This window comes from Leclercia sp. J807 (assembly GCF_009734465.1).
In the GTDB taxonomy this organism is placed as follows: Bacteria; Pseudomonadota; Gammaproteobacteria; order Enterobacterales; family Enterobacteriaceae; genus Enterobacter.
Genome location: NZ_CP046446.1, coordinates 1,483,817 through 1,497,911 on the forward strand (window position 1 = coordinate 1,483,817; position 14,095 = coordinate 1,497,911).

Here is a 14,095-nt window from a genome sequence, read left to right on the forward strand (position 1 = left end):
CCAAACGCCTGAATCGTAGGCCCGTGCAAGCGCAGCGCCGCCGGGCATTAAACCCCACTCAGTACATCAGCTTTATCTGCTGCGCCTTAGCATAAGCAACCAATTCCTCATCCGGACGGCAGTCGCTCACGATGGCATCAAAACAGGTCAGCTCGCCCATTCGGGCCGGGCGCACTTTACCTATCTTGCTGTGATCCACCACCAGCACATGGTACTGAGCCATGCTCATCGCCCACTGTTTTACCGGCAGTTCATCCAGATTAAAGCAGGTCGCGCCCTGACGGACATGTACACCCGCCGCGGAGTAAAAGGCGATATCCGGGCAGAGATTATTGAGCGTGTCCTGCAGATTGAGCGGTTTGAAAATGGCATTGCTGGCGTGGAATTCGCCGCCGCAGAGGATCACCCTGCACCCCGGTTTTTCCTGCAGGGCGAGGAACGTATTCAGGGAGTAACAGACGCCGGTAAAGGGCAGGTCGTTATCAATGGCTTCGATGATCCAGGGGGTGGTGGTACCGCAATCGAAAAAGAGCGTTTGATGGGGCTGCACCAGCGAGGCGGCCAGACGTGCGGCTTTGCGCTTCTCTTCCACCAGACGGGTCTTTTGATCGCTCAGCAGATAGTGGCTGGCGCTGCGGGGTTCGAGGACGATATAGCCGCCAAGCAGCACCACGGGGCCGCTTTCGCTGTTGAGATCCCGTCGAATGGTCATCTCAGAAACACCCAGCAGCGCGGCGGCTTCTTTCAGATGCAATTTGTCGCTGCGCTTAAGCGCATTAATCAGTTGAGCCAGCCGTTCGTCACGTCGTGTTTCCATAGGTCCTCGGAGCCAAAATGAACCCCCGTTACGCCGGGGGGCTCAAGTTTAACCCGCTAAACCCGACTTAGTCACGTATCCAGCCTTTGCGGATAGGCAGGGCAAAGCAGAAGCGGTGAAGCTGCGAAAGACGTTGATAGATAACGTCACCGAACAGATTCCAGAGGATCTGCGCGCTCAGGCAGCCCAACAAGCCGACCATCAGCCCGCCCAGCATATCCATCGGCCAGTGCACGCCAAGATAGACTCGGGACCAGGCGATAGCGCAGGCCAGCATCATTAAGACGATGCCTGACCAGACGCGGTGCCAGAACAGGAACGCCAGCGCAAAGGTGAAAATGACAGTGCCGTGATCGCTCGGGAAGGAGTCATCGGCGGCGTGAGGCAGGAAGTTATAGCCGACACGATCGACAAACGGGCGGTCATGAGGGAAGAGATGCCCCAGCAGCCACGACGCCGCCAGGCTAATCACCAGCGCCATAGCAATTTTAATCACCAGCTGACGCTGGGCACCCACCTGTTTGCGCGGTCCCCATAGCCAGAGGATCGCAATCAGCGCCGGCACGATGCTGATCAGGTCTTTCGCCACAAAGGTGGCGAGATTAATGCTCCACTCCGCTGAAGCAGGGGTGGCATTGATCAGATGAAACAATCCGTAGTTCAGATCTTCTAACATATCCTCGTTACTCTTTTGCAAACCAGGCGGACACCAGGCCATAGGCCACCACCTGAGAAAACCACACCCACCAGCCTGCCCACAGGTTATGGGAGAAGAAATGTGCACCGCGCATCACCTGGCCATAGCCCATCCCCAGCCCGAGCGCGATACCCGCGGCGACCATTCCCCAGGCCAGGCGCGGACGTTCACGCCAGAAGGCGAAGAACAGCCCCATCACCATAAAGCCGCTTGAGGCGTGCCCGCCCGGAAAACAGCGCCCGGGGCCACTGCCGGCAGGGGCGGGATCGAACAGGGGATACGACAGCGCTTTGCCGCCGTACTCCACCAGGTCCCAGGGGCAGCTGTGATGGCTGGTAGCTTTCAGTATGCCCACCACCGCCGTGCCAAGCCCCATCAGCAAAGCCCCGGTCACCAGCTGAGCGTTGCGTCGCCAGATGCCGTACAGCAGCGTCCCGGCAGCCAGGGCGATGGTCAGATATTTCGCCAGTCGATGATTGAGCAGATCCAGCAGCGCGTTCTGCTGCAGCGGAAAGTGTTGACTCGCCGCGTCAAACCAGTAGCCGGTCAGCACCCTGTCGAGGGTTTCATCCCGCGAAAGCCAGGTAAAAACCGCGGCCAGCACCAGCAGCACAATGAACTGGTTAACATAAAAACGTACCGGCAAAGGGTAAAGCGGTTTTGTCTTAGAACTCTTTAACTTAGACAATTCTGAAGCGGAGGAAATCTGTGTCATAATTGAGGTCAATGACTGGAAAAGCCTAAGCATACGGATGCCAACTTAAGGAAACCTTAAACGACGGCGATTTGTGCGTTATTTCTGAACTGCTGCGTGAATCTGCTATCGCTGGCGCGACCATTTCATTACACTCTGCGCGATTTTTTATCGGATATTGAGACTCCATGTTAAACCGTTCTTCTTCTGGCACTCGCCTGGGGCGTCAGGCGTTGTTGTTCCCCCTGTGCCTGGTGCTTTACGAATTCTCCACCTATATCGGTAACGATATGATCCAGCCCGGCATGCTGGCCGTGGTGGAGCAGTACAACGCCGGGATTGAGTGGGTACCCACCTCCATGACCGCCTATCTGGCAGGGGGGATGTTTTTGCAGTGGCTGCTCGGCCCGCTGTCGGACCGTATTGGCCGTCGTCCGGTGATGCTCACCGGGGTGGCGTGGTTTATCGTCACCTGCCTGGCGACCCTGCTGGCGCAAACCATCGAGCAGTTTATGGTGCTGCGTTTTTTACAGGGGATCAGCCTGTGCTTTATCGGCGCGGTTGGGTACGCCGCCATCCAGGAGTCGTTTGAGGAGGCGGTGTGCATCAAAATCACCGCCCTGATGGCTAACGTGGCGCTGATTGCGCCGCTGCTGGGCCCGCTGGTGGGGGCGGCGTGGGTGCACGTTGCGCCGTGGGAGGGGATGTTTGTGCTGTTTGCGGCGCTGGCCGCCATCTCGTTTTATGGTCTGCACCGGGCGATGCCCGAAACGGCTACCCGCATCGGCGAAAAGCTCTCACTGCAGGAGCTGGGGCGCGACTATAAAGAGGTGCTGAAAAACGGTCGCTTTGTGGCCGGGGCGCTGGCGATTGGCTTTGTCTGCCTGCCGCTGCTGGCGTGGATCGCCCAGTCGCCGGTGATCATCATCAGCGGCGAAAACCTCAGTAGCTACGAATATGGCCTGCTGCAGGTGCCGATTTTTGGCGCGCTGATTGTGGGTAACATCGTGCTGGCCCGTTTGACCTCGCGCCGTACCGTACGCTCGCTGATTATTATGGGCGGATGGCCGATCGTGATTGGGCTGGTGGTGGCCGCGGTGGCGACGGTCGTCTCATCGCACGCTTACCTGTGGATGACCGCCGGGCTCAGCATCTACGCATTTGGCATTGGGCTGGCAAACGCCGGGCTGGTGCGCCTGACGCTGTTTGCCAGCGAGGTGAGCAAAGGGACGGTGTCGGCGGCGATGGGCATGTTACAGATGCTGATCTTTACCGTGGGCATTGAGGTGAGCAAACACGCCTTCAGCAGCGGCGGTAACGGGCTGTTCAGCCTGTTTAACCTGGTAAACGGCCTGCTGTGGCTGGCGCTGATGTTTGTCTTCCTGAAAGACAAGCGGGTGGGCAGTTCGTTACAGCCGGATTAAGCGGGCATGGTGCCCGCATTTTGCCGGGTGGCGGCTTCGCCTTACCCGGCCTACAAGACCTGCGAACCCGTAGGCCCGCGCAAGCGAAGCGCCGCCGGGCGGGGCCTTAATTGAACGGCGCTTCCCGCTTCAACACGCGGTCAATCACCTCCAGCACCCCTTCGTCGTTATTATTCGGTGCTTCATAGCGGGCAACCGCCTTGATGTGATCCCGGGCGTTGGCCATGGCAAAACTAAACCCGGCCTGGCTCAGCATCTCCATGTCATTACCGCTGTCGCCAAAGGCGACCACTTCGCTGTCATCAATGCCCCACAGTTCCTGAAGCAGACGCAGGCCGTTGGCCTTGTGGATCCCCGGCAGGATCAGGTCGATATTGCCGTAGCCGGTGGTCACCGGCACCATAATATCGCTCAGTTTGTCGTGGATCATCTCCTGGATACGCGGGATCTCCTCATCCGGCAGATTCAGCCCGAATTTAAAGAAGATATCGTTAAAGTTATCGAAGTTATCCACCTTTTCCAGGCGGTGATAATACTTCGCGGCAACGTCGTGGAACGCTTCGCCATAGTGCTTGAGGGTATAGGCGCTGCCTTTCCCGCAGGCGATCACTTCCACTTCCGGGATGGAACAGAGGAACTCCGCGACGGTGGCGAACTGCGCCTGGGTCAGCTCGCCGTTATAAACATCTTCTCCGGCATTTACCACCCAGCCGCCGTTTTCAGCGACGAAGGCGATCTCATCGGCTATCTCCGGGAAAAAGGAGATCAGCTGGTAGTACTGGTTGCCGCTGGCGACCACAAACCGTATGCCCCGTTCCTTCATTTGCGCATACTGGCGCAGAAAGCGCGCGCGATTGTACTCCTTCGCATCGTTCAGGAAGGTGCCATCCATATCAACCGCAATCATCTTAACGCTCATTATCCATTCTCCATGACAGATTCACTCTGCGACGCCGGTTTAGCGACCGCCCGGGCGACCAGGGCGGCAATAATCACTAAGCCCAGTACCACCAGCATGGCGCTGCGTAAGCCATAGTGCTCCCCGAGGAAGCCCAGCAGCGGTGGGCCTACCAGGAAGGCGAGATAGCCTGTGGTGGCGACCACGCTGACGCGTCCTGGCGCATCCGGGCCGGTATCGCTGGCTGCCGAGATGGTGAGCGGGAAGCCGAGCGAGGCGCCAAGTCCCCACAGGATCACCGACACGCCAGCAATCCAGTCGACATCAACAAAAATAATCAACGCAATGCCCAGCCCGCCCAGCAGGGCGCTGGCGCGTACCACCGCCACGCGGCTGTAGCGGTCGATAAACCAGCCGCCGGTAAAGCGCCCGACGGTCATGCCCAGCGTAAATCCAGCGTAAATCAGCGAGCCGGAGGTGGGACTGAATCCGTGGCCGTCCACCATCAGCAGCGGCAGCCAGTCGTTTGCAGAGCCTTCGGCAAAGGCCATCGCCAGCACCACCACGCCAATCAGCATCAGCTGCATATCGCGATAAAACGGCACGCCTTTCTCACCCTTTTTGCTCTCACCGGCCTGGTTCTTGCCGTTGCCGTCCGGGATGGCGGTGATCCCCAGCAGAACCGGGGCGATACAGACCAGCGCGGCCAGCAAAGTATGGGTCGTGGCAGCGATACCGGAGGCGGTGAGTGCCATGCCGATACCGGCGCCTGCCAGGGTACCGAGGCTGTAAAAGCCGTGCATCATCGGCAGCACGGTTTTGTTCATCTCCTGCTCGATAGTGGCGCCTTCGACGTTGATCGCCACTTCTGCCGCGCCAAAACTGCCGCCAAAGACGGTCAACCCGAGGGCAAACGCCAGCGGGGAGGCAAACCACAGCGCAGCGCTGAGCATCATCATACCCAGAATCGCGCAGCACATAGTGGTGCGGATCACGGTCCGCGTGCCGAAGCGCTTAACCAGCCAGGCGGAGCAGAGAATGCCGCTCATCGAGCCTATCGACAGGCCAAATAATACGATGCCCATTTCCGCCGTCGAGACCGACAAAATGTCGCGGATAGCGGGGGTACGTGTGGCCCAGGAGGCCATTAACAGGCCGGGGATAAAGAAGAACATAAACAGCGCCCACAGGCGGCGTTGCAGCTTTTTGCGCGATGAGATGTCGGTCATGATTTCTGTACCAGAGGGACAACACAGGAGACAACACTAGCAAGTTTGTGTACATTTGTACATAAATTCGCTGAGGTAAAAATGAACAGACGACCCAACGATCCGCAACGGCGGGAACGGATATTGCAGGCCACCCTGGACACTATTGCCGAACACGGCCTGAACGCCGTCACCCACCGCAAAATCGCCAGCTGCGCCGGGGTGCCGCTGGGGTCGATGACCTACTATTTTTCCGGGATGGATGCGCTGCTTGAGGAGGCGTTCACTTGGTTTACGCAGCAGATGTCGGTGCAGTACCGCGAGTTTTTTGCCGGGGTGACGGGGCCGGAGATGGCCTGCGAGTCGATTACCACCCTGATTCACAGCTCCCAGGTCACCACGCCGCACAATATGGAGCTGATGTATCAGCTTTATGCCTTTATGAACCGCAGCCCATCGTTAAAAAGCGTGATGCAGGACTGGATGAAAACCAGCCAGACGACGCTGGAGCAGTGGTTTGATCCGGTCACCGCCCGCGCGCTGGATGCGTTTATTGAAGGGATGACGCTGCATTTTGTTACCGACCGGCAACCGCTTTCACGAGAAGAGCTAAGGGCGATGGTAGGGCGGATTGCGGGGGAGGGGAGATAAGATTCAGGCCAGCGGCAGCCTCTGCCGCAAACAATGATAGTGATTTTACTTTTACGCAACATTGTGGCAGAAAGAGTGTTTAAATTTTATGCACAAATCGCAGGCGTCACGTCAGGCTAAACGGGCATAATAAATTTTATCCGGGTAAAATTGGCACCATTTTCATTGCCAGCCTACGCTTATATTTTTACCCGGATAAAAAGGTAAGAGCATGCCCGCCATCACCCTCACTGCCTTCTGGCGGCAGCAGCAGATTGCGCACGGAACCCTGAGCGAACTGATGCAGCAGCTACAATCCGTTAACATCGGTCGTGAAACCGTTTTCATTTTCAACGATCGCAGCGGCAAACGCCTCGATATTCATCTTCATGAAGATATTGCCAGCGCCCTGGCGGTCTATCCGGAACTGGCGGAAAGCACCGCGGTGAAAACCCGTGGACGGCCAAAACTGGGCGTGTCGGCAAAAGAGGTCACCCTGCTGCCCCGGCACTGGGAGTGGCTGGCCACGCAGCCCGGCGGCGCTTCCGCTACGCTGCGCCGACTTATCGATCAGGCGAGGAAAAGCGCTAAACCGGCAGATAACAAGCGCCAGCGCCACGACCGCGCCTATCACTTTATGTACGAAATCGCGGGGGATCTTCCTGGCTACGAGGCCAGCATGCGCGCGCTGTTTGCCGACGATGAGGCGGCATTTACGGCCAGTATCGCAAGCTGGCCGCAGGATATTCGCGAGTACGCGCTACGGTTAGCTTTTGGCAAAGAGGAAGAGAGCCACGACGCCTAAAATCTCTACAAATGTAAATTTTTGTGCAATTTGCTGGTTGGTTTTTATTTCAATCTATTGATTTTAAATAGATTAAAATCTACCCCTGCTTTCTCTTTTCCTGTCAGGCAACAAAACGCAGAAGGATACGCTACGCTTTGTAAACCAGCCTGCGGCAAGCGTTTTTTACCTCTTCTGCGGACGTCGCCACCATAACACCGGGGAAGCCACTATGACCCACAGTCATGAAGATGATGTGAAGATGCTGCTGTCTGCGTTTGAGCAACGTCTCGAACAACTTTTGCCCGCGGGGGAGCAGGAAGGGCAAGTCTATGCAGCCATGCGTGATGCCACGCTTGTCGCGGGCAAGCGTATGCGCCCTTTGCTGCTGCTGCTGGCGGCGCGAGATATGGGCTACAAAACAGAGCCGACGGGCATTCTCGATCTGGCCTGCGCCATTGAGATGGTCCATGTCGCCTCCCTGATCCTGGATGACATGCCCTGCATGGACAACGCGACGCTCCGCCGCGGGCGGCCTACGGTTCACTACCAGTATGGCGAACACGTGGCGATCCTGGCGGCGGTGGCGCTGCTCAGTCACGCTTTTTGCGTTATCTCCCGCGCGCCTTCGCTGACCCACGAGGCAAAAGCGCGGGCGATTGCTGAGCTCTCTGCGTCGGTGGGGCATATGGGGCTGGTGCAGGGGCAATTCCGCGATCTCAATGAGGCCCGCCAGAGCCGAAATACCGATGAGATCCTGCTGACCAATGAGCTGAAAACTAGCAGCCTGTTCAACGCCGCTCTGCAACTGGCGGCCATTGCCGCCGACGCGCCGCCTCCGGTCAGCGAACGGCTGCGCTTTTTTGCCCGCGATCTCGGCCAGGCCTTCCAGCTAATTGATGACCTGACCGATGGCTCCAGTGCCAACGGCAAAGATCCGCATCAGGATAAAGACAAATCGACGCTGGTTGCCGTGCTCGGGGCAGAGAGTGTCTTCCTGCGGCTGCGCGAACACGTGCGCAGCGCCGATCAGCATATCGCTACCGCCTGTCAGCCGGGAAATACCGCCCGCTACTATGTTCACATCTGGTTTGAAAAACAGCTGACGCTTATCAGCCAGAGCCTGTCGTTATCCCTGTCGGAGTGTCAATGAGCAGCCTGTCGCAACGTAAAAGCGATCATCTCGATATCGTACTGAACAGCATGCCCGGCGTAAAAAAATGTACCAGCGGCTTTGAAAAATGGCGCTTCGGGCATTGCGCACTTCCCGAACTGCATCTTGATGAGATTGACCTCTCGACCCCGCTGTTTGGCCGAACCCTGAACGCGCCGCTGCTGATAAGCTCCATGACCGGCGGTACCCGCCGGGCGAGCCAGATTAACCAACACCTTGCCATTGCCGCACAGACACTGGGGCTGGCGATGGGGGTGGGCTCCCAGCGCGTGGCGCTGGAGAGTGACGCCAGATATGGCCTGACGCGCGAACTGCGATCTTTTGCCCCGGACATTGTGCTGATGGCGAACCTCGGCGCGGCGCAAATCGCGGGACCACAGGGGCTGGATTATGCCAAACGGGCCGTCGAGACCCTCGCGGCGGATGCGCTCATCATCCACCTTAACCCGCTGCAGGAGGCGCTGCAGCACGGCGGGGATCGCAACTGGTACGGCGTCATCGACGCCATCCATCGCACCGTCGAGGCGCTGGATGTGCCGGTGGTGGTGAAAGAGGTGGGTAACGGAATTTCAGTTCCGGTAGCCCGCAAGCTGGCGGCGGCGGGAGTGGCGATGCTGGATGTCGCCGGTGCCGGGGGCACCAGCTGGGCGGCGGTGGAGGGCGAACGCGCCGTTAACGCCCACGACCGGGCGGTGGCGATGGCTTTTGCCGACTGGGGGATCCCGACCGCAACGGCGCTCCAGGATCTGCATCAGGCGCTGCCCGATATGCCGCTGGTGGCATCGGGTGGGATCGCCAACGGTATTGAGGTGGCAAAAGCGATCCGCTTAGGCGCAAGCCTGGTGGGGCAGGCGGCCGGCGTGCTGCAAAGCGCGTTAACCTCCAGCGAGGCGGTTATCGACCATTTTCAGGTGATCATCGACCAGCTGCGCGTCGCCTGCTTCTGCACCGGCAGTGCAAACCTGTCCCAGCTGCGTCAGGCCACGCTGGTGGCACAAACGTAATGGCGCCAGCGTGGGACATCATCTTAGCGGGCGGCGGACTGGCCAACGGGCTGATCGCCTTACGCTTGCGACAGCGACGACCAGAGCTGCGCGTACTGCTTCTTGAGGCCGACAGTAAGCCTGGCGGGAATCACACCTGGTCCTTTCATGAGGGCGACATTACACCGGAACAGCATCGCTGGGTTGCCCCACTGGTGGCCCATCGCTGGCAGGGGTACGACGTCCGCTTTCCTGACCTGAACCGCACCCTTGCCAGGGACTATCTCAGCATCACCTCCGAACGTTTTGCCGAGGTGTTGACCGCGACCTGCGGCGACAATCTGCATACCCGGGCCGCTGTCACCGCGCTCACCCCGACCTCGGTGACGCTTGCTGACGGCACCACGCTCCAGGCCCGGGCGGTCATTGATGGTCGGGGCTACATGGCGGACGGGCATCTTACTACTGGCAGCCAGTCTTTCCTCGGCCAGCAGTGGCGTCTGAGCCAGCCCCACGGCCTGTCCCGGCCCATCCTGATGGATGCCACGGTCAATCAGCAGGGCGGGTATCGCTTTGTCTACACGCTGCCGCTTTCTGCGAACGAACTCTTGATCGAAGATACCCACTACGTTGACACCGCCCGGCTGGATGCTGGCGTTGCGCGGCAAAACATCGCCGATTATGCCCGCGAGCAGGGCTGGGCACTGGCACATCTCGATCGCGAAGAGCAGGGCGACCTGCCCATTATGCTGGCGGGCGATTTCCCGGCGTACTGGCAGGGGCGAGACAAACAGCCCTGCAGCGGACTGCGCGCCGGGCTGTTTCATGCCACCACCGGCTATTCGTTGCCGCACGCGGTGGCGCTGGCCGAGGCCATTGCCGCAAGCGCGGATAGCAGCGCAGCCGCGCTTTTTTCCATTATCCATCGCTACGCCCTGCGCCAGTGGCGCGAGCAGCGCTTTTTCCGCTCCCTCAACCGCATGCTGTTCCTGGCGGGGGATGCCGATAAGCGCTGGCAGGTGATGCAGCGGTTTTACTCTCTTAACGAAGGGCTGATTGCCCGCTTTTACGCCGGGCAGCTGACCCTGGCCGATAAAGCGCGGATCCTGGCAGGCAAGCCCCCGGTACCCGTCGGCGAAGCGATGCTCGCCATACTGAAACTCACTCCCCGGATGCGAGCGTTTCACCATGAATAAAACAGTGATTATTGGCGCCGGTTTTGGCGGATTAGCGCTGGCCATTCGGCTACAGGCGCAGGGCATCAACACGCTTCTGCTGGAGAAGCGGGATAAGCCCGGCGGGCGCGCTTACGTCTATCAGGATCAAGGATTTACCTTTGACGCCGGGCCGACGGTGATAACCGATCCCAGCGCCATCGAAGAGCTCTTTACCCTGGCCGGTAAACGCATGGCCGATTATGTCGAGCTGCTGCCGGTGACCCCGTTCTATCGCCTCTGCTGGGAGACGGGAGAAGTCTTTGATTACGACAACGTGCAGACCCGGCTGGAAGAGCAGATAAGACGGTTTAACCCGCGCGATGTAGAGGGCTACCGCAAGTTTCACGCTTATTCGCGGGAAGTGTTTAACGAGGGCTATCTCAAGCTTGGCACGGTTCCGTTCCTCTCTTTTCGCGACATGCTCCGCGCCGGGCCGCAGCTTACCCGCCTTCAGGCCTGGCGCAGCGTCTACAGCATGGTCTCCCGCTTTATCGAGAATGAACAGCTGCGCCAGGCGTTCTCGTTTCATTCCCTGCTGGTGGGGGGCAATCCCTTCGCCACCTCGTCCATTTACACCCTGATCCACGCCCTTGAGCGGGAGTGGGGCGTCTGGTTTGCCCGCGGGGGAACCGGGGCGCTGGTGCAGGGGCTGGTGAAGCTCTACCAGGACCTGGGCGGCGAGCTACAGCTGAATGCGGAGGTGACCCGGCTGCAGGCAGACGGCGATCGTATCAGCGCCGTCACGCTCAAAGATGGCCGGACGATCCCGGTCGCGGCGGTGGCCTCCAATGCCGACGTGGTGCATACCTACGAAAAGCTGCTGGGACATCATCCCACAGGGGCGGCGCGCGCAGCCTCGCTTAAGCGCAAACGGATGAGTAACTCCCTGTTTGTGCTCTATTTTGGCCTCAACAAGCAGCACGATCTGGCCCACCACACCGTCTGTTTCGGGCCGCGCTATAAAGCGCTTATCGACGAGATATTCAATAAAAACGCCCTGGCGGAGGATTTTTCCCTCTACCTGCATGCCCCCTGTGTCACCGATCCCTCCCTGGCTCCGCCGGGCTGCGGCAGCTACTACGTATTAGCGCCCGTGCCGCATCTGGGAACGGCGGATCTCGACTGGGACGTTGAGGGACCGCGCCTGCGCGACAGGATTTTTGCCTATCTCGAAGCCCACTACATGCCGGGGCTGCGCAGCCAGCTGGTGACTCACCGCATGTTTACCCCGTTTGATTTTCGCGACCAGCTTGGGGCGCATCTCGGCTCCGCCTTTTCGGTGGAACCGATCCTGCGCCAGAGCGCCTGGTTCCGGCCGCACAATCGCGACAGTCGCATCCCCAACCTTTACCTGGTCGGGGCGGGTACCCACCCAGGCGCCGGTATTCCCGGGGTGATCGGCTCGGCCAAAGCAACGGCAGGACTGATGCTGGAGGCGCTTTCCCGATGAACACAACCCTGATGGATCACGCCACCGACACCATCGCCGTGGGGTCAAAAAGTTTTGCCACCGCCGCGAAGCTGTTCGATCCCGCCACCCGGCGTAGCGTGCTGATGCTTTACGCCTGGTGCCGCTATTGCGACGACGTGATCGACGGGCAGGAGCTGGGGTTTAACGTCACTCCCGTGGAGATCGCCCCGGCCGAGCAACGCCTTGAGATGCTCAAACGCCAGACCCTGCGCGCCTGGGAGGGAGGCGAGATGCATGAACCCGCCTTTGCCGCTTTTCAGGAGGTGGCGCTGGGGCACAATATCCCGCTCCAGTTGGCTTACGATCATCTGGATGGCTTTGCCATGGATGTGCGCGAGACGCATTACGAGACCTTCGATGACACCCTGCAATACTGCTATCGCGTGGCGGGGGTGGTGGGGCTGATGATGGCGAGGGTGATGGGTGTCCGCGATGAAGCGGTGCTCGATCGCGCCTGTGATTTAGGCCTGGCGTTTCAGCTCACTAATATTGCCCGGGATATTGTCGAGGATGCCCGGGTTGGTCGCTGCTATCTGCCGGCCCGGTGGCTGGCAGAGGCGGACATCGACCCAGCGGCAATGACCTCACCCCAGATGCGCCAACCCCTCGCGGGCATTGCCCAGAGGCTGGTAGCCGAAGCCGAGCCTTACTATGCCTCTGCCCGGCAAGGTCTGGCCGGGCTACCGCTGCGATCCGCGTGGGCAATTGCCTCGGCGCACGGGGTCTACCGTGAAATTGGCGTGAAGGTGAGCGCGGCGGGTGCCCGCGCCTGGGATAATCGGCAGGGCACCAGCTCGGTGGAAAAATCGGGATTACTGCTAAAAGGCGCCTTGCTGGCGCTTACTTCTCGTTTTGCGACGCCGTCGCCGCGTCCGGCTCAGCTCTGGCAGCGCCCTCGCTAGCTGCGCGACGCGCCTTGCGCTGGCGTAACGTCGCCTGCAATTTATCTACCGGCGGGGCATAGAGAAAACCAAAGGAGACGCAGTCCTCTTTGCCCCGCACCGCATGGTGCAGACGGTGCGCCAGATAGAGGCGCTTGAGATAACCCTTGCGCGGGATATAGCGAAACGGCCAGCGCTGATGCACCAGCCCATCATGCACCATAAAGTAGAGCGCGCCGTAGGCCGTCATACCGGCACCAATCCACTGCAGCGGCCACAGGCCCCACGTTCCCAGCGCAATCAGCACAATCGCCAGCACCGCGAACACCACGGCGTAAAGGTCGTTCACCTCAAACCAGCCTGTGCGCGGCTCGTGGTGCGATTCATGCCATCCCCAACCCCAGCCGTGCATGATGTACTTGTGGGAAAGAGCGGCGACGAGTTCCATGGCGGCAATGGTTAAAAGCACGATCACTGTGTTGTACAACGCGAGCATTGGGGCTCCTTGGGCTCGGGGAAGAGAGGGCTCAGGTATTAAGCGTAACACTTAAATGGAGGAAGGGTGGGGCGAGCGGTTAAGGCTTGTCCACTCTGCTACTTAATCATCAGAAACTGAGTAAAAGAAAGCTAAGGGAGCTGATTATCGGGATAAGGCTGGCCAAACCGAAGCACCGAAAAAGGTATAAACAGGATATTAAGCATAACTAGCGACAATAATCTAAGAGAACTACGTAATAGAGGGAACGATATTACTGAGACAGAAAGTTATCGCGACAAGCTGGCATGGCTATGACGAAAAGCTTCTGGCTATCAATTAGATCTTGAAGCTGGCGGACGAGCTTATGGCGAAAGTTTGTTCCTATGAGTACGCTTGCTCGTTGAATCTTCCTAGTGAGCGCTAGGAAGGCTGCTGGCGTTAAGATTTGATTTTACTATGTCAAGGTTGATTCATAGGCTGTGTGAAACCCTAACGAGTAGCGCATAACTATGCCGCATAAGATTGTATGATCGTTTGGGGTGTGGTTCATTATAGGCCCGCCAGAACTGGCGAGATTTTGTTTTGGTCCTACAAGTACATGGAAACTACTCTAGAAAGCGGTAGGTTCGGCGGTGATATGAGTACATGCTCTGCTGACATATAGTGCTATTCAAAAGAATAATGTATGGTATCTTTTTGGTTAACCTTCTGTTTAATAAAAAACTATACTTATAGGTTG

The 14,095-nt window shown here is 58.7% G+C and carries 14 protein-coding genes; 8 read left to right on the plus strand and 6 right to left on the minus strand.

Annotated features, from left to right (window positions below; all coding sequences use genetic code 11):
* Positions 1-58 precede the first annotated feature (58 nt).
* The 3 genes from deoR to GNG26_RS06905 form a co-directional block, all read right to left on the minus strand.
* Positions 59-817 (minus strand): DNA-binding transcriptional repressor DeoR, encoded by a 759-nt coding sequence (deoR, locus tag GNG26_RS06895; RefSeq protein ID WP_103823460.1) that lies wholly within the window; start codon positions 815-817, stop codon positions 59-61.
* 67 nt (positions 818-884) lie between these two features.
* Complete coding sequence (gene ybjG / locus GNG26_RS06900) at positions 885-1,493, minus strand: undecaprenyl-diphosphate phosphatase (RefSeq protein WP_103823459.1); 609 nt, start codon at positions 1,491-1,493, stop codon at positions 885-887.
* Between the two features lie 7 nt (positions 1,494-1,500).
* Positions 1,501-2,229, minus strand: a complete 729-nt coding sequence (locus GNG26_RS06905) for a phosphatase PAP2 family protein (protein ID WP_156238261.1) — start codon at positions 2,227-2,229, stop codon at positions 1,501-1,503.
* Between the two features lie 167 nt (positions 2,230-2,396).
* On the opposite strand from GNG26_RS06905, the gene GNG26_RS06910 reads away from it, so the two are divergent.
* Positions 2,397-3,632, plus strand: a complete 1,236-nt coding sequence (locus tag GNG26_RS06910) for an MFS transporter (protein WP_114387575.1) — start codon at positions 2,397-2,399, stop codon at positions 3,630-3,632.
* Positions 3,633-3,738: 106 nt separating this feature from the next.
* Here GNG26_RS06910 and GNG26_RS06915 read toward each other — a convergent pair whose 3' ends face one another.
* On the minus strand, positions 3,739-4,551 hold the full coding sequence (locus GNG26_RS06915; protein ID WP_156238262.1) for a Cof-type HAD-IIB family hydrolase: 813 nt from the start codon (positions 4,549-4,551) through the stop codon (positions 3,739-3,741).
* Complete coding sequence (locus GNG26_RS06920; protein WP_114387573.1) at positions 4,551-5,759, minus strand: MFS transporter; 1,209 nt, start codon at positions 5,757-5,759, stop codon at positions 4,551-4,553. Before GNG26_RS06920 ends, GNG26_RS06915 begins: the two co-directional genes overlap by 1 nt.
* Before the next feature lie 81 nt (positions 5,760-5,840).
* On the opposite strand from GNG26_RS06920, the gene GNG26_RS06925 reads away from it, so the two are divergent.
* The 7 genes from GNG26_RS06925 (at position 5,841) to crtB (ending at position 12,899) form a co-directional block, all read left to right on the plus strand.
* Positions 5,841-6,389, plus strand: a complete 549-nt coding sequence (locus GNG26_RS06925; RefSeq protein ID WP_156238263.1) for a TetR/AcrR family transcriptional regulator — start codon at positions 5,841-5,843, stop codon at positions 6,387-6,389.
* A 211-nt stretch (positions 6,390-6,600) separates the two neighbouring features.
* On the plus strand, positions 6,601-7,173 hold the full coding sequence (locus GNG26_RS06930) for a DUF2239 family protein (protein ID WP_103823453.1): 573 nt from the start codon (positions 6,601-6,603) through the stop codon (positions 7,171-7,173).
* 211 nt (positions 7,174-7,384) lie between these two features.
* A complete protein-coding gene (locus tag GNG26_RS06935; RefSeq protein ID WP_114315510.1) occupies positions 7,385-8,305 on the plus strand; it encodes a polyprenyl synthetase family protein in 921 nt (306 codons plus the stop codon).
* Positions 8,302-9,330 (plus strand): type 2 isopentenyl-diphosphate Delta-isomerase, encoded by a 1,029-nt coding sequence (gene fni / locus GNG26_RS06940; RefSeq protein WP_156238264.1) that lies wholly within the window; start codon positions 8,302-8,304, stop codon positions 9,328-9,330. The genes GNG26_RS06935 and fni overlap by 4 nt, the downstream gene beginning before the upstream one ends.
* Positions 9,330-10,505, plus strand: a complete 1,176-nt coding sequence (crtY, locus tag GNG26_RS06945) for a lycopene beta-cyclase CrtY (protein ID WP_156238265.1) — start codon at positions 9,330-9,332, stop codon at positions 10,503-10,505. Before fni ends, crtY begins: the two co-directional genes overlap by 1 nt.
* On the plus strand, positions 10,498-11,976 hold the full coding sequence (locus GNG26_RS06950; protein ID WP_156238266.1) for a phytoene desaturase: 1,479 nt from the start codon (positions 10,498-10,500) through the stop codon (positions 11,974-11,976). Before crtY ends, GNG26_RS06950 begins: the two co-directional genes overlap by 8 nt.
* The gene (gene crtB / locus GNG26_RS06955) at positions 11,973-12,899 is read left to right on the plus strand and encodes a 15-cis-phytoene synthase CrtB (RefSeq protein ID WP_103823448.1); all 927 of its coding nucleotides are present in this window, start codon (positions 11,973-11,975) and stop codon (positions 12,897-12,899) included. Before GNG26_RS06950 ends, crtB begins: the two co-directional genes overlap by 4 nt.
* On the opposite strand, the gene GNG26_RS06960 is transcribed toward crtB, so the two are convergent.
* Positions 12,838-13,374 carry a sterol desaturase family protein gene (locus GNG26_RS06960; protein WP_156238267.1) on the minus strand — a complete coding sequence of 179 codons (537 nt, stop codon included), beginning with the start codon at positions 13,372-13,374 and terminating at the stop codon, positions 12,838-12,840. The genes crtB and GNG26_RS06960 overlap by 62 nt on opposite strands.
* Between the last annotated feature and the right edge of the window lie 721 nt (positions 13,375-14,095).

Excerpts from the sequence above, each read along its gene's own strand:
- GNG26_RS06910 (WP_114387575.1), top strand. The coding sequence starts at position 2,397 with ATGTTAAACCGTTCTTCTTCTGGCACTCGCCTGGGGCGTCAGGCGTTG.
- GNG26_RS06950 (WP_156238266.1), top strand. The coding sequence starts at position 10,498 with ATGAATAAAACAGTGATTATTGGCGCCGGTTTTGGCGGATTAGCGCTG.
- ybjG (WP_103823459.1), bottom strand. The coding sequence starts at position 1,493 with ATGTTAGAAGATCTGAACTACGGATTGTTTCATCTGATCAATGCCACC.
- GNG26_RS06925 (WP_156238263.1), top strand. The coding sequence starts at position 5,841 with ATGAACAGACGACCCAACGATCCGCAACGGCGGGAACGGATATTGCAG.
- fni (WP_156238264.1), top strand. The coding sequence starts at position 8,302 with ATGAGCAGCCTGTCGCAACGTAAAAGCGATCATCTCGATATCGTACTG.
- GNG26_RS06930 (WP_103823453.1), top strand. The coding sequence starts at position 6,601 with ATGCCCGCCATCACCCTCACTGCCTTCTGGCGGCAGCAGCAGATTGCG.
- crtY (WP_156238265.1), top strand. The coding sequence starts at position 9,330 with ATGGCGCCAGCGTGGGACATCATCTTAGCGGGCGGCGGACTGGCCAAC.
- GNG26_RS06960 (WP_156238267.1), bottom strand. The coding sequence starts at position 13,374 with ATGCTCGCGTTGTACAACACAGTGATCGTGCTTTTAACCATTGCCGCC.
- GNG26_RS06920 (WP_114387573.1), bottom strand. The coding sequence starts at position 5,759 with ATGACCGACATCTCATCGCGCAAAAAGCTGCAACGCCGCCTGTGGGCG.
- deoR (WP_103823460.1), bottom strand. The coding sequence starts at position 817 with ATGGAAACACGACGTGACGAACGGCTGGCTCAACTGATTAATGCGCTT.
- crtB (WP_103823448.1), top strand. The coding sequence starts at position 11,973 with ATGAACACAACCCTGATGGATCACGCCACCGACACCATCGCCGTGGGG.
- GNG26_RS06905 (WP_156238261.1), bottom strand. The coding sequence starts at position 2,229 with ATGACACAGATTTCCTCCGCTTCAGAATTGTCTAAGTTAAAGAGTTCT.
- GNG26_RS06935 (WP_114315510.1), top strand. The coding sequence starts at position 7,385 with ATGACCCACAGTCATGAAGATGATGTGAAGATGCTGCTGTCTGCGTTT.
- GNG26_RS06915 (WP_156238262.1), bottom strand. The coding sequence starts at position 4,551 with ATGAGCGTTAAGATGATTGCGGTTGATATGGATGGCACCTTCCTGAAC.